Raw genomic sequence first — 18,415 nt, forward strand, 5'->3', positions numbered from 1 at the left:
AGGCGATATGTTGGATACGATACAGCAGCTAGATTTAAGGTTATTTTTTAAAATAAATGGTCAATGGACGAACGGGTTCTTTGATGTACTGATGCCCTGGCTGCGTCAGCCATCGGCATGGGCGCCGTTGTACCTGTTCTTAATCCTGTTTACGCTCATCAATTTCAGGTGGCGCGGCCTTGCTTGGATTATATTTTTCCTGATTTCCTTCGGTATCGCGGATCAAACCAGCATGTTTTTCAAAGATTTTTTCGGGCGGATTAGGCCATGCCGCGACCCCAATTTGGAACATTACGTGCGCGTATTGGCATATTATTGCCCCAAAAGCGGCAGCTTTACATCTTCCCATGCCGCCAATCATTTCGCTGTGGGCGTTTTTAGTTTTTTCAGTCTTAAACCGTTTATCGGCAAATACAGTTGGTTATTTATCATTTGGGCAGCGAGTATATGCTATGCCCAGGTGTACGTAGGGGTACATTATCCCGGGGATGTCTTGGGAGGAGCTGTACTCGGTACGTTAATCGGCTCGTTGACGGCCAATGTATTTCAACGCCGTATTGGATTACAACTTGAACCGTTAATATGAACTGGACATATTTAATCATCATATTTGCAGCCACCTTGGGTGGTGGATTGATCCCCATGCTATCCCGGAAGATCAACCCGAATTATTCCATTTACTTACTGGCATTTACGGGCGCATTCCTTTTCGGGATCACGATTTTGCATTTGTTGCCGGAGGTATACCACGAATTGGGGGGGCATTTTGCAGGAATTTACATCCTGGCGGGGTTCTTTCTCCAGGTGTTTTTACAGCAGTTTTCACACGGTATGGAGCATGGCCATACCCATTTGCCGGGGGAGCAACATACGCACATTGCCGTAACGCCCTTGGTACTGGGCTTGTCTGTGCATGCATTTATGGAAGGGATACCCCTGGGTTTCCATTATGAAGATAAAACGGCTTTACCGTCCCTGGTAGCGGGTATAGCTTTTCATAAGGTGCCTGAAGCTTTGACCCTGATGACCGTCATGATGCATGGTCACCTGCAAAAAAAGAAGCTGTGGCGGATTTTGATCATCTTTGCTTGCGTAACACCGGCATCGGCTATAATAGCGCATCAATTGGGAGCAGACTCGCAATGGGTGCAGCATTCACTCTTGTACATAGTAGCGATGGTAATCGGGGCATTCTTACATATTTCTACCACGATATTTTATGAAAGCGGAACCAAGCATCACGAGCTTAGTACCAGGAAGGTATTATCGATCGCTTTGGGAATCGGCTTGGCAATTCTTACACTTATATTTGAATAATTTTTTATTTTTAGGCTTGTATTATGGAAGTCGTCATTATCCTCATCCTTATTTTGCTCAATGGTATATTTTCCATGTCGGAGATTGCCCTTGTGTCAGCACGTAAAGTGCGGCTGGAGAATGCAGCCAATAAAGGAGATGAGAAAGCAAAAAGAGCGCTAAAATTAGCCAGCAACCCGGACACATTCTTGTCTACAGTTCAAATCGGGATTACGCTCATTGGCATATTAACGGGTGTATATTCCGGGGAAAAACTCAAAGTGGATATCCAGGAGTTCTTCAATCAATTCGCAGTATTACAGCCTTATAGTAGTGCAATTGCCACTACCGTGATCGTTATCATCATTACTTACTTCTCATTAATCTTGGGAGAATTGGTACCCAAGAGGATCGGCTTGACCAACCCGGAAACCATCGCGAAGAATGTAGCCGGCCCCATGAGCCTGCTCAGCCGCATTACTTGGCCATTTATCTGGTTATTGAGTACTTCTACCAACCTGATCGTGAAGCTATTCAATATCAAGAAAACCAGTGATAGCCTCGTAACGGAAGAAGAAATTAAAGCTATTATTAACGAGGGAACCAATTCCGGAGCCATCGAGGAAACGGAGCAGGAGATCATCGAAAGGGTATTTCACCTGGGAGATCGAAACATTACGTCCTTGATGACTCACCGAACGGATATCGTTTGGCTCGATCAAGACGAAACCCCCGATAGTTATAAACCTAAAATTACTAAGTCAACGCATTCCGTTTACCCGGTTTGTAGCGGGCAGATCGATAATGTGAAGGGGATCATCCTCATCAAGGATTTATACGCTGCCGGCGATTATGCCGTGTTAATGGATATCATGCGTAAGCCTTTGTTTATCCCTGAAAATAATTCGGCTTACCAGGTGCTGGAAAAATTTAAAGAAACCCAGGTTCATGCCGCTTTCATCGTGGATGAATACGGTACTTTCCTCGGGATGATTACCCTCAACGATATCCTTGAAGCGATCGTGGGAGATATGCCGGAAACGGGGCAAGATGATTATACCATGGTGAAAAGGGAAGATGGTTCTTACCTGGTGGATGCACAGATACCATTTTACGATTTCTTAAGTGAATTTGACAAGGAAGAGTGGATGGTAGAATTTGAACAGGAATTTGATACCCTTGCCGGATTTATCCTGCATAACCTGGAACATATCCCGCAAACGGGCGAAACACTTGAATGGCGTGGGTTCACCTTTGAAATAGTGGACATGGATGCCCACCGTATCGACAAGATACTGGTACATCCCCCGGTAGCTACCGTGGAATAAACGGTGGTTATTTGTTTAAGTTTCCTTTATATTGCAGCCAATTTTATGTAGAATTTTATATAAGTTCCTCATTTACAATGTTTTTTACCTATGGAAGACATTGTAATAGCTATAGATTTGAATACAGTGAAACCTACAACCTAAGATTAAACCGGTCTGAACTGTATAAACTCCGTTGCCTATCCGGAAATATTTTTTTCCAGGGGCATAGGACTGATATTTCTTTATACTATTTTTGAGGGCTTTTTTCGTAAATAATAATTAGAATACGTCGATAATGGTCGTTTTAGGAAGTAATGCGCTGTCCTTGGCGGAAGTGCATCAAGTTTTGTTCGGAAGGGAAGCCTTGACCTTGGAACCTACAGCTGTTCAGAATGTACAAGATAATTTTGATTTCCTGGAAAATTTTGCTTCCAAGAAATTAATATATGGCATCAACACTGGTTTCGGGCCAATGGCACAGTATAGGATCAACGAGGAAGATAAATTGCAATTGCAATACAACCTGATCCGCAGCCATAGCTCCGGTGCAGGGAAACCGCTTTCCCCGCTGTTCACGAAGAGCTTGATGCTGGCCCGCTTGAATAGCTTTATGCAGGGGCATTCCGGTGTGCATCCCAGCGTGGTACATTTATTGGCAGAAATGATCAATAGGGATATTTACCCCTGTATTTATGAACACGGTGGGGTGGGTGCCAGTGGCGATTTAGTACAATTGTCGCATTTGGCACATTGCCTGATCGGTGAAGGGGAAGTTTTGTACCAGGATAAGATCCAAGTGGCAGCAGATGTATTCCAACAACTGGGCTTGGAACCCGTTAAGGTTAGAATACGCGAAGGCCTGGCCATTCTGAACGGTACTTCCGCGATGACCGGTATCGGGCTGGTGAATATTATTTACGCGAAGAAATTGGTGGCCTGGAGTACGATTTTGTCTTCTATGATTAACGAGGTGGTGGAAGCATTCGATGATCACCTTTCCCATGAACTGAACGTAGTGAAACGTCATGCCGGTCAAAACAGGATCGCGGAACACATGCGCTACATCCTCAGTGATAGCAAAATGGTGCGGCATAGGCCAGATCACCTGTACAAGGAGCTGGAAGAGGAGGTTTTTAAGGACAAAGTGCAGGAATATTATTCATTGAGATGCGTACCGCAGGTACTTGGCCCGATTTACGATACTTTGAATCACGCGGAAACCATCGTGGTAGGGGAGTTAAACTCCGTGAGCGATAACCCGGTGGTAGATCATAAAGCAGGCAATGTATTCCACGGGGGGAATTTCCATGGCGATTATATCTCCTTGGAAATGGATAAAATAAAGATTGCCATCACGAAATTGTCGATGCTATCGGAAAGACAGTTAAACTACCTGATGAACGATAAGCTGAACCATAAATTCCCGCCCTTTATGAACTTGGGCAAATTAGGGTTCAACTTCGGGATGCAGGGGGTACAATTTACTGCTACCTCTACCGTCGCGGAAAATCAAACTTTATCATTCCCGATGTACGTGCATAGCATACCGAACAATAATGATAACCAGGATATCGTGAGCATGGGCTGCAACGCTGCGGAGATGGCCGCCAAGGTCATTGAAAATACTTTCGAAGTAGTGTCTATCCAGGTGATGACCCTGTTGCAAGCGGTCGATTACCTGGGTTGCGAGACCCGGTTAAGCACATTTTCGCGTAAAATATACCAAGATGTGCGGGCTATTTTCCCTAAATTTATTGAGGACAGCCCGAAATTCCAGGATGTTAGGAATATTAAACAGTACTTGATGGAAACCGAACCATTGAGTATATAGTCTGCGGGATTCATGAACAAAGTTACGAGGGCATAAATAAAGGCTTACCGCTTCCGAAATGGCGTAAGCTGTATAAGTATTGCTAAAAGATATAAAAAGAATAATAGATGAAATGCGCATTAGTTACAGGTGGTTCCAGGGGGATTGGCAGGGCAGTTTGCTTAAAAATGGCATCTCGGGGTTATTATGTATTGATCAATTATAAAGGTAACCAGGCGGCGGCTGAAGAAACTTTGGCCGCGGTGAGGGAACTGGGTAGCGATGGCGAAATTATGCAGTTCGATGTTGCAGATGCTGATAACGTGCAGCAGGTTTTGGGAACTTGGATCGAACAACAAACGGAGAAATATATCGAAGTTTTAGTGAATAATGCCGGCATCCGGGAGGATGTCCTGATGTATTGGATGAAGAACGAGCAATGGAAAGATGTATTGCGCGCCAGTTTGGATGGATTTTTCTTCGTGACGAAGCAAGTGTTGAACGGCATGTTGCTGAAAAGGTACGGTAGGATCGTGAATATGGTGTCGCTCTCCGGTTTGAAAGGCACAGCGGGCCAAGTAAATTATTCAGCAGCCAAAGCGGGTGTCATCGGCGCCACGAAAGCATTGGCGCAGGAAGTTGCTAAAAGGGGTATCACGGTAAATGCCGTGGCGCCGGGCTTTATTCAAACGGATATGACCGCCGGATTAAACGAGAAAGAATTGGCTGCGCAAATACCGATGAACCGCTTCGGAAAAGCGGAAGAAGTTGCGGAAACGGTGTCATTCCTCGCCTCGAAAGGCGCGGCGTACATAACCGGTGAAGTGATTAATGTCAACGGGGGCTTATATTCCTGATTTTGGCAACGGATTTGCAATCATTCATTCAACGCTTAACTATTCTGACAATATGAACAGGGTCGTGATCACAGGTTTGGGCATTTATTCTTGCATCGGCAAGAACCTGGAGGAAGTGAGGGATTCGCTCTTTCAAGGTCGCTCGGGAATTATTTTAGATGCAGAAAGAAAGGCTTTCGGTTACCGTTCCGGTTTAACCGGCAATATTCAGCGCCCGGATTTGAAAGGCTTGCTGGATCGCCGTTCCCGGCTTATGATGCCGGAACAGGCCGAGTTTGCTTTCATGGCAACCCGTGAAGCGCTGGCCAATGCCCGGATGGATCAAGATTATATCGATGCCCGCGAAGTGGGTATATTATATGGAAATGATAGCTCCGCTAAACCCGTGGTGGAAGCCACGGATATTATGCGTGAGAAGAAAGATACCATGATGGTAGGTTCCGGTTCCGTGTTCCAGACGATGAACTCTACCGTTAACATGAACTTGGCCACTATTTTTAAATTGAAGGGGGTCAATTTCAGTGTAAGCGCTGCCTGTGCCAGTGGTTCCCATGCCATCGGCTTGGGTTATATGTTTATCAAGAACGGCATGCAAGATACCGTGATCTGCGGCGGGGCCCAGGAAGTAAATATTTACTCGATGGGCAATTTTGACGCCATCGCGGCATTCTCAACCCGTGAAAGTGAGCCGACCAAGGCTTCCAGGCCATTTGATCGCGATCGCGACGGCCTCGTACCTAGCGGCGGTGCTGCCACGGTGATCCTCGAAAGCTTGGATAGCGCGTTGAAACGCGGCGCCCCCATTATCGGGGAAGTGCTGGGGTATGGATATTCTTCCAACGGAAGCCATATTTCTAATCCGAGCGTAGATGGCCCGGTACGGTCCTTGAACATCGCTTTGCAGGATTCGGGTTTATCGGCCAAGGAAATCGAGTACATCAACGCACACGCTACTTCTACTCCCGCCGGGGATGCCAGCGAGGCTAGGGCGTTGCATGAAGTATTCGGCAGCTCGCATCCGCCGATCAGCTCTACCAAGTCTATGACGGGGCATGAATGTTGGATGGCAGGGGCTAGTGAAATCGTTTATTCTTGCCTGATGATGCAAAATGGCTTCATGGCGCCGAATATTAACTTTGAGAACCCCGATGACGATTCTGCCAAACTGAACTTGATAACATCAGCTATTCAAAAAGATTTTAATGTATTTCTCTCTAATTCATTTGGTTTTGGAGGAACAAATTCATCTTTAATCGTTAGAAAGTGGCATTAAAACAATTCTTATTAATTTTGTGCCTCGTGCAGTGAACAGCGGAGCGGTAATAAGAATTGGGAACTATTTAATCAACCTATATACCTGGAACACAAAAAAGAATATGGAAATAACAGAAATTATCAACAAGACCAATGCTTTCTTGATCGAAGAGTTTGAAGTAGCCCCGGGAAGCATTACGCCTGAAGCCGATTTGAAATCGACCTTGGGATTGGATAGTTTGGACTATATAGACCTGGTAGTTGCTATTGAGGCAAACTTCGGATTTAAAGTAAAACCGGAAGATTTTCAAGGTATTGCTAGCTTCCAAGATTTTTATAATTACGTGATCGAACGTTTGAAACAAAAAGAGTTGGTATAATGCCGTCGTGGCAAGGGAAATCCAAGGGAAATAAGTTAGGCTACAGGATATTTATCGAGTTGCTCAGGTGGGGAGGTGTCGTGCCTGCATACATCTTGTTGCGCTTCGTAGCTGCTTATTATTTCTTGTTTTCGTGGGATTCATCTAAGGCGATATGGCAGTATTTCCGCCAACATTTACATTATAGCCGTTGGAAATCATGCTGGAGCTTATACCGTAATTACTACGTGTTCGGGCAAACGCTGATCGATAAAATAGTAATGATGGCAGGCATCCCCAACAAATTCACTTTCGATTTTGATGGGGAACCGTTTTTAAGGGATATCGTTCAACAAAAAAAGGGGGGGATTTTACTGAGCGCCCACCTCGGGAATTGGGAAGTTGCCGGGCATCTATTCACCCGCCTGGAAACCCCTATTAACATCGTGATGTTTGATGGTGAACATGAAAGGATCAAGAGCTACTTGTCTAGCGTCACCGGTGAAAGGGTGGTAAAGGTAATCCTGCTGAAAGATGATCTCTCCCATATTTACGAGATCAACGATGCTTTGAGTAAAAACGAATTGGTATGTATGCACGCCGACCGTTTTTTGAAAGGAAACAAATCGGTCAAAGTACCTTTTTTGGGTAAAGCAGCTCAATTCCCATTGGGGCCTTTTCAATTAGCAGTCACATTTAGAGTGCCTGTTTCTTACGTTTTTGCATTTAAAGAGTCGAGTCGCCATTATCATTTATTTGCAACGCGCCCGAATATTTACAATGGTAAACAAGATATTCCGAAAGCCGTGAACGATTTTGTTCATGTGATGGAAGAAAAGGTCTTGAAATACCCTTTGCAATGGTTTAACTATTACGATTTTTGGTCCGAAGATTAATTGCCATTTTATATAAATATCCACAACAATACTAGCATGCTCGTACAGAAAGAACAAATCACCGATTATATCCCGCAAAGGCCGCCCATGGTGATGATCGATACAATTTTGAAAGCGGATGAGAACATTTTACGTACGGGGTTTTATATTGAACCCGGCAATGTATTCGTGGAAAACGGATCGTTAATGCCGCCGGGATTGATGGAAAATATTGCTCAAACGGCAGCAGCTAGGGTAGGCTATATAGCGAAACAGAAAAATGAACCTGTACCCCTGGGTTTTATTGGCGCCGTGAAAGACTTAGAAATATTGCAATTGCCCAAGATGGAGACCGCGATTGAAACGGAAATCGTTATCGAACATGAAGTATTCAATGCAACGGTGGTTACCGGGAAGGTTTGGCAAGATGGTCAAGTGATGGCGCAATGCGAGATGAAAATATTTGTCCCCAAAAAATAAAACATATAAATCATGAAAAAACTATTTGTTTGCCTCGCAACTTTATTTTGCGCATTCAGCGCCACTAATTCCCAAGCCCAGGATGTAAAAGGTTTCTTCGAACCCGGTGCGAAAATCTTCTGGATCGGTGTCGATTATTCACAGGCTAAGTTGATTAATGATGGAACGAGGAACGCTGATGATTTTGTTGATAAATATTTTCAACAGATCAACGAGTTAGTGATTAATGAACCTAAAAATTATAAAGTTATTGAAGCCTTCGGCCAATCTGAACTTGATGCGGATCTTTCTTATGTTAATAAAGTGAATGCAAAAGCGGATCCTGCTAAACTACATTCTTCCAACCTTAAGGATTACAGCAGGTTTACTGAAGCTGATATTCAGAAAGCTGTCAAAGAGTTTAATTTTAACGGAAAAAAGGGATATGGAGTCGTATTCATAGTCGAAGCCATGAATAAAACAGGGAAGAAAACATCGGTATGGGTAACGGGAGTAGATATGGGAAGCAAAAAAGTACTTTTTACTGAACGGATGCTCGGAGATGCAAGGGGATTTGGAAATAGGAATTATTGGGCAGGATCGATCGCTGATATCTTGAAAGACATCAACAAGAAACAATTCAAAGCTTGGCGCAGCAAATACGGCAGCTAGGCTCATTAACAAGTAAAAAATGTAGGAAAAATATTCATGCAAGCAGGAGATTTATTGAGCGAAAGAACAGAAGTTGTCATCAGGTTTAATGAAGCAGATCCCTTGGGTATCGTTTGGCACGGTAACTATATACGGTATTTTGAAGATGGCCGCGAGGCTTTCGGTAAAAAATACGGGATCGGTTACCTCGATATTTTCGGTGCCGGGCTTACAACACCGGTAGTGCATGTTTCATGCGATTTCAAAAAATCGGTTAAATATGGTGATACGATCATCGTTGAAACCCGTTTTATCAACTCTCCTGCTGCTAAATTGATCTTCGAATACACGATTTACAACCGCGATAACATGGAAGTGGTGGCTAAAGGTAAAAGTATTCAAGTATTCTTAGACAAGGATACCGCTGCATTGCAATTGATCAATCCCCCTTATTATTCATCATGGAAAAAAAAGTGGGGACAACCCTGAGCCTATCGAAATGAATCCCGGTGTATTCGTCATAGCAGATCAAATCATTGCCCCGTTAGGTTTCACGACCGGGGAGAACTTCTCCTCCTTGTTGAGCGGAAGGAGCGGTGTAAGCGCGCAGGTGGCGCCCAGTGTATCTGAACTACCCTTTTATGCATCTTTGATGCCTCCCGATTGGGAATCTTCTTTACCCGTTTTTCCTCCCGGTATTTCTACGAAATTTGAAAAAATGGTGTTTGCTTCCGTGAACGGTGTATTGCAATCATCGCAAATGGATCCAGCTGATCCAAGATTGGGCTTTATCTTATCAACAACCAAGGGCAATATAGAATTACTCGAACAAGGCAAAGTTCAATCGCCCGGTGATCTGCAACTGTTTCCTCTTGCTGCCAAATTGGCTAAGACTTTAGGATTTACTAATACGCCGCTAGTAATTAGTAACGCTTGTATTTCCGGGTTATTAGCTATTTTGATCGGTAAGAGGATGATTGCATCCGGCAAGTATGATCGCGTGATTGTTTGCGGGGCGGATGTTGTAACGAAGTTCGTATTAAGCGGTTTTCAATCATTCCAGGCGGTGAGCGACACTATTTGCCGGCCATTTGATAAAGATAGGAATGGCATTAACCTTGGTGAAGCGGCTGCAACCGTGTTGTTATCCGGCGAGCCAAGCTCATCAAGCGCGAATTTTTCTGTACTGGGTGGAGCCTCCAGTAATGATGCCAACCATATTTCTGGTCCTTCCAGGACCGGGGAAGAGTTGGCGATCGCGATCAAAAAGGCAATGGGGCAAAGCATGTTGAGCAGGGATGACCTGGACTTTGTTTCAGCACATGGTACTGCAACCCCGTATAACGATGAAATGGAAGCGAAAGCTTTTCAATTGGCTGGCCTCAACCATTTGCCTACCAACAGCCTGAAAGGGTATTACGGTCATACTTTAGGAGCTGCCGGTTTATTGGAAGCCATTATCGGGATGAGATCATTGGAGCATGGTATAGTACTGCCAACCTTGGGTTTTTCTGAAGCCGGGCTACCGGTTCCATTATCAGTAACGGATCAATTGTTGAAAATACCTGGCCGGTATTTTCTTAAAACTACCGCCGGTTTCGGTGGCTGCAATGCGGCTATGGTCTTCGGTAAATACGCTTAAAATTCATCGACATAAAATATTCACCTTCTCATCTATAAAACATCAGCATGGAATTTTTTAACAAGGAAACAAAAACAGCGTTGCAGGCCAAGGAAGCCGCATTATGGATCGCGTTCGCTCCCGTTGTATTCCAAGCCGCCCGCGCCTTGAGGGATTTCGGAATCCTGAAAGCAATCGGGGACAGTGATGACGGACTTACCATAGAACAAATTATACAGCAAGTGAACTTGTCACGCTACGCGGTAAGGGTTTTGTTGGAAGCAGGACTGGGCATGGAATTGCTGATTGTAAACGATAAGAAGTACAAGGTTACCAAAACGGGACATTTTATCCAGCATGATACGCTTACCCGCATCAATATGGATTTTAGCCAGGATATCTGTTACAAGGGTATGTTCCACTTGCAGGAAAGCTTGCAGGAAGGGAAACCTGCCGGGTTGAAAGAACTCGGTCCTTGGAATACTATTTATGAGGGACTATCCATCTTGCCGGGCACGGCAAAGGAAAGTTGGTTCAACTTTGACCATTACTATTCCGACCTGGCTTTTCCAACCGTTTTGCCAACCGTGTTTAAACATAAGCCGAAAAATTTGCTGGATATCGGCGGCAACACGGGAAAATGGTCATTGACCTGTGTTAATTACGATCCCGATGTGAAAGTAACCATCATGGATCTGCCGGGACAAATCGGCCTGGCTACCAAGAACATTGAAGAAAAGGGGATGGCGGATCGCGTAGATTTTTATCCTACGAATATCCTCGATGAATCATTGCCTTTCCCCAAAGATTTTGATGCCATCTGGATGAGCCAGTTTTTAGATTGTTTCTCCGAAGCTGAAATTATTTCCATATTAAAACGTTGCCGGGAAGCCTTGAGCGATAACGGTTTCGTCTTTATCCTGGAGCCATTCTGGAACCGCCAGGTGTTTAAATCTGCCGCTTTCTGCTTGCAGCAAACATCCTTGTATTTTACAGCTATGGCTAATGGAAACAGCCAAATGTATCATACGGATGATTTCTTTGCCTGCATCCGGGAAGCCGGTTTGGAAATCGTGGAAGAAGATGATTCGGCAGGGATGAATTACACCCTATTGAAATGTAAAAAAGCTTAACCGAATTAAACGCCCGAATATGCAAATCGAACACGTTGATGTATTAGTGATCGGGGCAGGACCTTCCGGTTCTGTAGCGGCCGCTATTTTACGCAAGGCCGGTCTGGATGTAAGGATCGTTGAAAAAATGAAATTCCCCCGTTTCGTGATCGGGGAGAGTTTGTTGCCGCGTTGCATGGAAGCGTTGGATGATGCGGGGCTGATCAACGCCATTGAATCGAAAAGTTTTCAAAAGAAATACGGCGCCAAGTTCGTGAAAAACGGCGCTGTTTGCGATTTTACTTTTAAAGAACAACATACTACCGGTTGGACCTACACCTGGCAAGTGCAGCGGGCCGATTTTGATAAAACCCTGGCTGATGCCACCGAACAAATGGGTGTCAAAATCGATTATGAAACCACCGTTACTCATATAGAATTTAACGGCTCCGATTCGGTTACCACGGTTGTGGATGCGAAAGGGGCAGAAAAAAAGATCGCCGCCCGCTTCATCGTCGATGGCAGCGGGTATGGAAGGGTCATTCCTAAGCTGTTTGGGCTTGATAAACCTTCCTCCCTATTGCCACGAAAAACCCTGTTCTCGCATATCAAGGATTTGAGGAGATCGATGGCCGATGAACCGAACCGCATCACCGCGGTGGTGCATCAACCCGGCACCTGGATTTGGATCATACCCTTTTCCACCGGGCTTACCTCGGTAGGATTTGTAGGCGAACCTTCGTTTTTTGAGCAATTTGACGGTAATCCCGATCAACGATTCCGCGCGATGTTGGAAAGTGAACCGCATACGAAGGAACGTTTCCGCGATATGGAATTTGCTTTCGAACCGAAGACATTGGAGGCTTGGAGCGCCAGCACGGAGAAGTTTTATGGAGAAGGCTTCGTGTTAACAGGTAATGTAACTGAATTTTTAGACCCGATTTTCTCTTCAGGCGTAACTTTAGCAACAGTTTCCAGTCAAACGGCTGCGCACCTTGTTATCAAGAAATTGAAAGGTGAAACCGTAGACTGGGAAAAGGAGTATATGGAACCTACCATGCAGGGAGTGAACGTATTCCGCTCTTACGTGATGGCTTGGTACGAGGGAACTTTAGACAAGATATTCTTTTCCAAGAACCCGAATCCTGCTATCAAGCAACAGATATGTTCCGTGTTGGCTGGGTATGTTTGGGATCAGTCCAATCCATTTGTAGCGCAACATGATACGGCTTTGAAGAGGCTGGCGAGAACGATTGAACTAACTGAAAAAATTAACGAAGAATAGTGTTGGAACACCCGATTGCATATATAAATCACGCGGTTAAAATCCGGCCTGCCCAGGTTTGGAAGGATGGAAGCATATTGTTTGATAAGCCGGATCAAACGGATTTTTTCAGGTATTTATATGATGCATGTTCCGGTCAGTACCCGAAGTTCCACAAGATGGATCCTTTGGCCAAGCTAGGTTGGTTAGGTTCGGAGATACTTTTACAGGGTATCGATTTTTCCCGTTACCAGCCGGAAGATATCGCTGTAATCCTCTCTAACAGGAGCTCCAGTCAACATACTGACGAGAAATATTACAAAACAATTGAAAATATCGCCAGCCCGGCTTTATTTGTTTATACATTACCCAATATCGTAATTGGTGAAATTAGCATCCGGCATAAGTTTAAAGGTGAAAATTCATTTTTTATATTTGATACCTTTGATACCGTGTCGATGCATGGTTATGTAAATGCATTATTTGCTAGCAACCAGGCGGAAGCTTGCCTATGCGGTTGGGTGGAATATTATGACGACCGGTACGAGGCCGTGTTGTATTGGCTGGAAAAAGATCCGCAGGGACTTGCTTTGCCCTTGGAGGAACAAGAACTCAAAAAATTGTATTTAAAATAGATATGGAAAAATTGATGGCAGATCTGAAAGTACAGATCATTCAGCAATTGAATTTGCAAGAAGTGAAACCGGAAGACATCGACAATGATATGTCTTTATTCAAAGACGGGCTAGGCCTGGATTCTATCGATGCCTTGGAGCTGATCGTGTTGTTGCAACAAAACTACAAGATCAAGATCGCCAACCCGGATGATGGACCCAAAATTTTTCAGTCCGTTCGTACGATGGCGACGTTCATTACCGAACATCAAACCGCGCAATAATGAAGGCCCCGACTTGGATTGCCGGAGGTGGCGTTATCTGCGGGATGGGCAATTCCCTGGCCACTTGCCTGGACGCATTCGAAATGATGCAACCGGGCATCGGCGCCATGAATTACCTGTCTTCGGCACATAAATCGCTTTTTCCCGTTGGCGAGGTGAAATGGAGCAATGAAGATTTGGCTGCTCGAACCGGTTGGCCCACAAGTTCCAGCCGCACGGCCATGCTAAGTTACATCGCCGCAAAAGAAGCCTGGGAAAGCGCCGGGCTCGGTGATCCAAAATCGTATAAAACGGGTTTTATCTCCGCCAATACAGTTGGCGGCATGGATAAAACGGAAGATTTCTTTAAAACATTTTTGAATAACCATGCAGCGGGAAGGTTAAGGGAAGTGGTGCAGCACGAATGTGGTGCCGTGACTGAATTAGTAGCTGATGCACTGGGTATTCACGAGCATATTTCAACGATCAGCACGGCTTGTTCATCAGCAGCAAATGCAATTATGTACGCGGCCCGCTTGATCGAAAACGGTTTCCTGGATGTTGCAATTGCCGGGGGAACAGATGCTTTGGCGCGTTTCACGGTCAATGGATTCAATACCCTGATGATATTGGACCAGGAACTTTGCCGTCCTTTCGATGATACCCGCAAAGGATTAAATTTAGGTGAGGGCGCGGGGTATGTTGTGCTGGTGAGTGACGCGATTGCAAGGAAACTATCATTGCAGCCCTGGTGCCGTTTGAGCGGGTTTGCCAATGCGAATGATGCTTATCATCAAACGGCATCATCGCCGGACGGAACGGGGAATTTTTTGGCAATGAAAGCAGCATTGCTAAGAGCTTCTTTGCAACCGGGAGATATTGCTTATATCAATTTACACGGAACGGGAACAGCTAATAATGATGCTAGTGAAGGCTTGGCAATCGAGCGTTTGTTCGGGGAACATGTTCCCCCCGCCAGTTCTACGAAATCGTTCACTGGGCATACTTTAGGAGCAAGCGGCGGCATTGAAGCCGTATTTTCTTCCATCGCGGTGAAAGAAGGGATATTATATCCCAATGCAAGGTTCCAACACCGGATGCACGAAATCTCTTTTCAGCCGGTGACTACCTTCTCCCGTAACAATACTATAAAACACGTATTGAGTAATTCTTTCGGATTCGGCGGAAATTGCTCAAGCTTAGTGTTTTCAGAGGTTTAAGCAGCAAGGAAATGGATAAAATATATATACACGGAAGTGGTTGTGTATCGCCCCAACATAGCACGGGACCCGGTTTCCTGGATGAACCCCTGTATTACAGCGCCAGCTCGCTAAAGGTGGTAGATGCAGATTACAAAAAGTGGATCGATCTAAAACTGATCCGCCGGATGAGCCGTGTCATCAAGATGGGGGTCGCTGCTGCACACCTGGCTTTGGAACAGGCAGAACATACTATGCCGGATGCCATTATCACGGGCTCCGCATACGGTTGCCTGGCAGATACGGGTGTGTTCCTAGATAAAATGGTGCAACAAGAAGAGCAAATGCTGACCCCGACAGCTTTTATCCAATCAACCCATAATACCGTGGCCGGCCAAATCGCTTTGATGCTGGCTTGTCACGGGTACAACAATACTTTCGTTCACCGCGGCTTCTCCTTTGAACAGGCCGTTTTAGATGCCTGGATGAATATCAATGAACAACCGGATCAAAGCATCTTGGTGGGCGGATTGGACGAAATCACAAATCATAGTCAAGAAATTCTTGCCAGGTTCGGTTTATATAAGAAAGAACCTGTAGATACTGCGGAACTATTACAAAGTAATACCCAGGGTACGATTAATGGCGAAGGCGCCGCGTTTTTCCTATTAAAGTCGGGCGCCGAAAACGCTTTGGCCCGCATCGATGGATTGGAATTATGTTATAAACCCGGCAATGTGAATAGCGTAAAATCATTTATCCAAGCTTTCCTCGATAAAAATGAGGTGCCTGTTGATGAAATCGATCTCGTAATTACTGGAAGAAATGGCGACAGCCGGGAGGTTGATTATTACAATTCGGTTGAGTCCATGTTACCGGGAGCAGGCCTGGCTTGCTATAAACACTTAACCGGGGAATACCCCACGGCAAATGCATTCGCATGTTGGATGGCCACTAATATATTACGGCAAGGGAATGTTCCGGCTGCGGCGGTTTACAAGACACCGGCTAAGCAGGAGATTCAAAAAATATTGATTTATAATCATCATCAAGGAACGCATCATACGGCAATGCTGATCAGCGCATGTTGAGTTTTAGGAATGTAAATATCACCATGATTGTTTTGCTGCTATTATTGGCGGCTATTGATATTTGGGTTGCCCCGCTTAGTTTTTGGTGGTACTTATTACCGGCATTCATTTATTTGAATATATTGTTTTACGGTTCCTATTTTATCCGGGCGGGCTTTTACTTCAAATCTTATTGTAAGGCGGATACCCCGGAGCTACAGATCGCGTTGACGTTCGATGATGGACCCATGGAATCGTTTACACCGCAGGTTTTGGCGATATTAAAAGAATACGGAATCCCTGCCACATTCTTTTGTATCGGGAAACGGATTCAGGGGAGAGAGCAGTTATTGCAAGAGTTACACAGGGCAGGGCATACAATCGGCAATCATTCTTATTCGCACCACGCATTGTTCGATTTATTTTCTGCTGGCAAGATGCAGCGAGAATTGGAGGAAACTGGGGATTTGATTAAAGAACAGGTCGGGAAGCGCCCCTTGTTATTTCGTCCGCCGTACGGGGTTACGAATCCGAATTTAAAGAAGGCGATCCGGAAAGCAGGGTACCAGTCTATCGGCTGGAGTGTAAGGTCTTATGATACAATAGCCAAGGATGCGGATCAATTGCTGGAGAAGGTCAGTAAAAAGGTGCAACCCGGCGATATTTTTTTATTTCATGATACGATGGAAGTGACGGTACAATTGTTGCCGATGTTTATAAAAAGGATGAAGGAGAAAGGTTTTTCCTTTGTCAGTGTAGATCAATTATTAAAAATACCGGCCTATGCGTAAAATAATTTTGATGTTGATGTTGGGGTTGTTGGGTGGACTTACCGTTCAGGCTCAACAATATAAAGAGTTGGCAAACCCGGCAGCATTCAGGGAAACTTTCAGCAAGGCTGCCCAACAAATTAAAACGATACAGAGCGATTTCGTGCAGGAGAAAGAATTGTCCATGCTGGCCGATAAGATCACCAGTAAAGGCAAATTCTGGTTCAAACAAGCCGATAAGGTAAAGATGGAATACCTGCAACCTACTTATTACCTGGTAATTATCAATGGTAAAAATATCAAGATCAAGGATAGCAAGCAGGTGAGTAAAGTATCTACTTCGCAAAGTAAAATTTTTCAAAAGATCAGTAAGATCACAGCGGATTGCGTGCAGGGAAATATCTTGAACAGCAGTTCATTCACTTCGAAAGTGCAAGAAAATAACCTGTTCTATAAAGTAGTGCTCACTCCGAAAGATAAAGATATTGCTACTTATTTCTCCAATATCGAATTATTGGTTGATAAAAAGGATTACAGCGTGTCAAAGATCGTGATGCAAGATACTTCAGGCGATCATACCACGATGACCTTCATTCATAAATCTTTGAACGTCCCGCTTGCTGATGAGGTATTTTCGGTTAATTAGCGTCTTTTTAATATTGGCTTGCATTTCCTGCGGCTCGCCCTACCGTTCACTACAAAAAGTCGAGGGAACTGGAAATGTGGCTTGCCTGGATCAATTCAGGCCAAGTATAAAAGATAAAGTTCTATACAACACCAGCGTTGACGTGCTGAATCATCATTTCAGCGGTTTACTGTTGTTCAAGAAGATGGAGAACGAAGATATCCGTATCGTTTTTACAAACGAGATGGGTTTTAAATTCTTCGACTTTGCATTTGATAAAGAAGGGAGATTTACCAAGTATTTCGTAACTCCCAAGATGGATAAAAAGGCCGTCGTGAAAACTTTACAGAAAGATTTCAGCATGATATTGATGTTGCAAGCAAAAGGGGACATCAAACAATTTAAAAATGGGGATGAATTGATCTCCTCGGTAAACTGGACAAAAGGGAAATTTTATTATATCACGGACAGCAATTGCACGGAACTGAAGAGAATTGAAAATGTTGGTAAAGGTAAACCGGTTGTAGTCATCACGATGAAAGATTACCAGGACCAGTTACCGGGTACCATCGTTATCGACCATAAAAAATTCAAATTCAATATTTCATCGCAACGAATCATAGAAAATGTTAGCAAATAATTTTTATACGGTGCAATCTTCCGACCAGGTGTCGGAAACGCAAATCCAGTACAAGATTCATATCAATGGCGCCCACCCGATATTTGAAGGTCACTTCCCGGAACAACCGGTCGTGCCGGGCGTATGCATGATGCAAACGATCACGGAACTGGCGGGGCAATCTGTTCAACAAGAACTGATCTTGCAAAAAGCGAACACGATGAAGTTCGTTAATATGATCGATCCGCGGCAGCAGGCTGATGTTATCGTCGATTTGCAATGGAGCCAGTTGGAAGATCAACTGCTGAAGGTGAACGCTACCATTAAATCCGACACAATTACATTCATGAAACTACAAGGTGTTTTTGCAAGGAAATAAATGCCTTC

Annotated in this window: 22 protein-coding genes; all 22 read left to right on the forward strand. The window is 44.5% G+C overall.

All coding sequences use genetic code 11. The annotated features are described in order from the left end of the window. Positions 1-7 precede the first annotated feature (7 nt). Positions 8-586 carry a phosphatase PAP2 family protein gene (locus tag COR50_RS10620; RefSeq protein WP_098193961.1) on the forward strand — a complete coding sequence of 193 codons (579 nt, stop codon included), beginning with the start codon at positions 8-10 and terminating at the stop codon, positions 584-586. Further along, positions 583-1,317, forward strand: coding sequence for a ZIP family metal transporter (locus tag COR50_RS10625; protein ID WP_098193962.1), 735 nt, complete (start codon positions 583-585; stop codon positions 1,315-1,317). The genes COR50_RS10620 and COR50_RS10625 overlap by 4 nt, the downstream gene beginning before the upstream one ends. Positions 1,318-1,340: 23 nt before the next feature. After that, entirely contained in the window at positions 1,341-2,624 is a 1,284-nt protein-coding gene (locus COR50_RS10630) for a hemolysin family protein (protein WP_098193963.1), read from the forward strand. Between the two features lie 277 nt (positions 2,625-2,901). Beyond that, entirely contained in the window at positions 2,902-4,437 is a 1,536-nt protein-coding gene (locus COR50_RS10635) for an HAL/PAL/TAL family ammonia-lyase (RefSeq protein WP_098193964.1), read from the forward strand. Between the two features lie 107 nt (positions 4,438-4,544). Continuing rightward, the gene (fabG, locus tag COR50_RS10640; protein WP_098193965.1) at positions 4,545-5,273 is read left to right on the forward strand and encodes a 3-oxoacyl-ACP reductase FabG; all 729 of its coding nucleotides are present in this window, start codon (positions 4,545-4,547) and stop codon (positions 5,271-5,273) included. A gap of 52 nt (positions 5,274-5,325) precedes the next feature. Then, positions 5,326-6,546, forward strand: coding sequence for a beta-ketoacyl-[acyl-carrier-protein] synthase family protein (locus COR50_RS10645; RefSeq protein WP_098196184.1), 1,221 nt, complete (start codon positions 5,326-5,328; stop codon positions 6,544-6,546). Positions 6,547-6,649: 103 nt separating this feature from the next. Then, positions 6,650-6,907, forward strand: a complete 258-nt coding sequence (locus COR50_RS10650; RefSeq protein WP_098196185.1) for an acyl carrier protein — start codon at positions 6,650-6,652, stop codon at positions 6,905-6,907. Beyond that, positions 6,907-7,782, forward strand: a complete 876-nt coding sequence (locus COR50_RS10655; protein WP_098193966.1) for an LpxL/LpxP family acyltransferase — start codon at positions 6,907-6,909, stop codon at positions 7,780-7,782. The genes COR50_RS10650 and COR50_RS10655 overlap by 1 nt, the downstream gene beginning before the upstream one ends. Before the next feature lie 36 nt (positions 7,783-7,818). Further along, positions 7,819-8,241: a 3-hydroxyacyl-ACP dehydratase gene (locus COR50_RS10660; protein WP_098193967.1), complete on the forward strand. Its 423-nt coding sequence runs from the start codon at positions 7,819-7,821 to the stop codon at positions 8,239-8,241. A 12-nt stretch (positions 8,242-8,253) separates the two neighbouring features. Then, complete coding sequence (locus tag COR50_RS10665; protein WP_098193968.1) at positions 8,254-8,892, forward strand: hypothetical protein; 639 nt, start codon at positions 8,254-8,256, stop codon at positions 8,890-8,892. Positions 8,893-8,928: 36 nt separating this feature from the next. Then, a complete protein-coding gene (locus tag COR50_RS10670) occupies positions 8,929-9,360 on the forward strand; it encodes an acyl-CoA thioesterase (protein ID WP_098193969.1) in 432 nt (143 codons plus the stop codon). 10 nt (positions 9,361-9,370) lie between these two features. After that, positions 9,371-10,513 carry a beta-ketoacyl-[acyl-carrier-protein] synthase family protein gene (locus COR50_RS10675; RefSeq protein WP_098193970.1) on the forward strand — a complete coding sequence of 381 codons (1,143 nt, stop codon included), beginning with the start codon at positions 9,371-9,373 and terminating at the stop codon, positions 10,511-10,513. A gap of 47 nt (positions 10,514-10,560) precedes the next feature. After that, positions 10,561-11,625: a methyltransferase gene (locus tag COR50_RS10680; RefSeq protein ID WP_098193971.1), complete on the forward strand. Its 1,065-nt coding sequence runs from the start codon at positions 10,561-10,563 to the stop codon at positions 11,623-11,625. 19 nt (positions 11,626-11,644) lie between these two features. Beyond that, entirely contained in the window at positions 11,645-12,889 is a 1,245-nt protein-coding gene (locus COR50_RS10685) for an NAD(P)/FAD-dependent oxidoreductase (RefSeq protein ID WP_098193972.1), read from the forward strand. A 2-nt stretch (positions 12,890-12,891) separates the two neighbouring features. Beyond that, entirely contained in the window at positions 12,892-13,503 is a 612-nt protein-coding gene (locus tag COR50_RS10690) for a beta-ketoacyl-[acyl-carrier-protein] synthase family protein (protein ID WP_157760745.1), read from the forward strand. A 2-nt stretch (positions 13,504-13,505) separates the two neighbouring features. Next, positions 13,506-13,766 (forward strand): phosphopantetheine-binding protein, encoded by a 261-nt coding sequence (locus tag COR50_RS10695; protein WP_098193974.1) that lies wholly within the window; start codon positions 13,506-13,508, stop codon positions 13,764-13,766. Then, complete coding sequence (locus COR50_RS10700) at positions 13,766-14,965, forward strand: beta-ketoacyl-[acyl-carrier-protein] synthase family protein (protein WP_098193975.1); 1,200 nt, start codon at positions 13,766-13,768, stop codon at positions 14,963-14,965. Before COR50_RS10695 ends, COR50_RS10700 begins: the two co-directional genes overlap by 1 nt. An 11-nt stretch (positions 14,966-14,976) precedes the next feature. Next, positions 14,977-16,035, forward strand: a complete 1,059-nt coding sequence (locus COR50_RS10705) for a beta-ketoacyl synthase chain length factor (protein ID WP_232516349.1) — start codon at positions 14,977-14,979, stop codon at positions 16,033-16,035. Beyond that, entirely contained in the window at positions 16,029-16,805 is a 777-nt protein-coding gene (locus COR50_RS10710; RefSeq protein ID WP_098193976.1) for a polysaccharide deacetylase family protein, read from the forward strand. Before COR50_RS10705 ends, COR50_RS10710 begins: the two co-directional genes overlap by 7 nt. After that, positions 16,798-17,430: an outer membrane lipoprotein carrier protein LolA gene (locus COR50_RS10715; protein ID WP_098193977.1), complete on the forward strand. Its 633-nt coding sequence runs from the start codon at positions 16,798-16,800 to the stop codon at positions 17,428-17,430. Before COR50_RS10710 ends, COR50_RS10715 begins: the two co-directional genes overlap by 8 nt. Positions 17,431-17,443: 13 nt before the next feature. Next, positions 17,444-18,049 (forward strand): hypothetical protein, encoded by a 606-nt coding sequence (locus COR50_RS10720; RefSeq protein ID WP_157760747.1) that lies wholly within the window; start codon positions 17,444-17,446, stop codon positions 18,047-18,049. Further along, complete coding sequence (locus COR50_RS10725) at positions 18,036-18,407, forward strand: hotdog family protein (protein ID WP_098193979.1); 372 nt, start codon at positions 18,036-18,038, stop codon at positions 18,405-18,407. The genes COR50_RS10720 and COR50_RS10725 overlap by 14 nt, the downstream gene beginning before the upstream one ends. The last annotated feature ends 8 nt before the right edge of the window (positions 18,408-18,415 follow it).

Origin of the sequence: Chitinophaga caeni, assembly GCF_002557795.1 — a bacterium.
In the GTDB taxonomy this organism is placed as follows: Bacteria; Bacteroidota; Bacteroidia; order Chitinophagales; family Chitinophagaceae; genus Chitinophaga; species Chitinophaga caeni.

Excerpts from the sequence above, each read along its gene's own strand:
- COR50_RS10685 (WP_098193972.1), top strand. The coding sequence starts at position 11,645 with ATGCAAATCGAACACGTTGATGTATTAGTGATCGGGGCAGGACCTTCC.
- COR50_RS10650 (WP_098196185.1), top strand. The coding sequence starts at position 6,650 with ATGGAAATAACAGAAATTATCAACAAGACCAATGCTTTCTTGATCGAA.
- COR50_RS10635 (WP_098193964.1), top strand. The coding sequence starts at position 2,902 with ATGGTCGTTTTAGGAAGTAATGCGCTGTCCTTGGCGGAAGTGCATCAA.
- COR50_RS10630 (WP_098193963.1), top strand. The coding sequence starts at position 1,341 with ATGGAAGTCGTCATTATCCTCATCCTTATTTTGCTCAATGGTATATTT.
- COR50_RS10675 (WP_098193970.1), top strand. The coding sequence starts at position 9,371 with ATGAATCCCGGTGTATTCGTCATAGCAGATCAAATCATTGCCCCGTTA.
- COR50_RS10705 (WP_232516349.1), top strand. The coding sequence starts at position 14,977 with ATGGATAAAATATATATACACGGAAGTGGTTGTGTATCGCCCCAACAT.
- COR50_RS10620 (WP_098193961.1), top strand. The coding sequence starts at position 8 with ATGTTGGATACGATACAGCAGCTAGATTTAAGGTTATTTTTTAAAATA.
- COR50_RS10695 (WP_098193974.1), top strand. The coding sequence starts at position 13,506 with ATGGAAAAATTGATGGCAGATCTGAAAGTACAGATCATTCAGCAATTG.
- COR50_RS10715 (WP_098193977.1), top strand. The coding sequence starts at position 16,798 with ATGCGTAAAATAATTTTGATGTTGATGTTGGGGTTGTTGGGTGGACTT.
- COR50_RS10645 (WP_098196184.1), top strand. The coding sequence starts at position 5,326 with ATGAACAGGGTCGTGATCACAGGTTTGGGCATTTATTCTTGCATCGGC.
- COR50_RS10725 (WP_098193979.1), top strand. The coding sequence starts at position 18,036 with ATGTTAGCAAATAATTTTTATACGGTGCAATCTTCCGACCAGGTGTCG.
- COR50_RS10680 (WP_098193971.1), top strand. The coding sequence starts at position 10,561 with ATGGAATTTTTTAACAAGGAAACAAAAACAGCGTTGCAGGCCAAGGAA.
- COR50_RS10710 (WP_098193976.1), top strand. The coding sequence starts at position 16,029 with ATGTTGAGTTTTAGGAATGTAAATATCACCATGATTGTTTTGCTGCTA.
- COR50_RS10655 (WP_098193966.1), top strand. The coding sequence starts at position 6,907 with ATGCCGTCGTGGCAAGGGAAATCCAAGGGAAATAAGTTAGGCTACAGG.
- COR50_RS10625 (WP_098193962.1), top strand. The coding sequence starts at position 583 with ATGAACTGGACATATTTAATCATCATATTTGCAGCCACCTTGGGTGGT.
- COR50_RS10665 (WP_098193968.1), top strand. The coding sequence starts at position 8,254 with ATGAAAAAACTATTTGTTTGCCTCGCAACTTTATTTTGCGCATTCAGC.
- COR50_RS10660 (WP_098193967.1), top strand. The coding sequence starts at position 7,819 with ATGCTCGTACAGAAAGAACAAATCACCGATTATATCCCGCAAAGGCCG.
- fabG (WP_098193965.1), top strand. The coding sequence starts at position 4,545 with ATGAAATGCGCATTAGTTACAGGTGGTTCCAGGGGGATTGGCAGGGCA.
- COR50_RS10700 (WP_098193975.1), top strand. The coding sequence starts at position 13,766 with ATGAAGGCCCCGACTTGGATTGCCGGAGGTGGCGTTATCTGCGGGATG.
- COR50_RS10670 (WP_098193969.1), top strand. The coding sequence starts at position 8,929 with ATGCAAGCAGGAGATTTATTGAGCGAAAGAACAGAAGTTGTCATCAGG.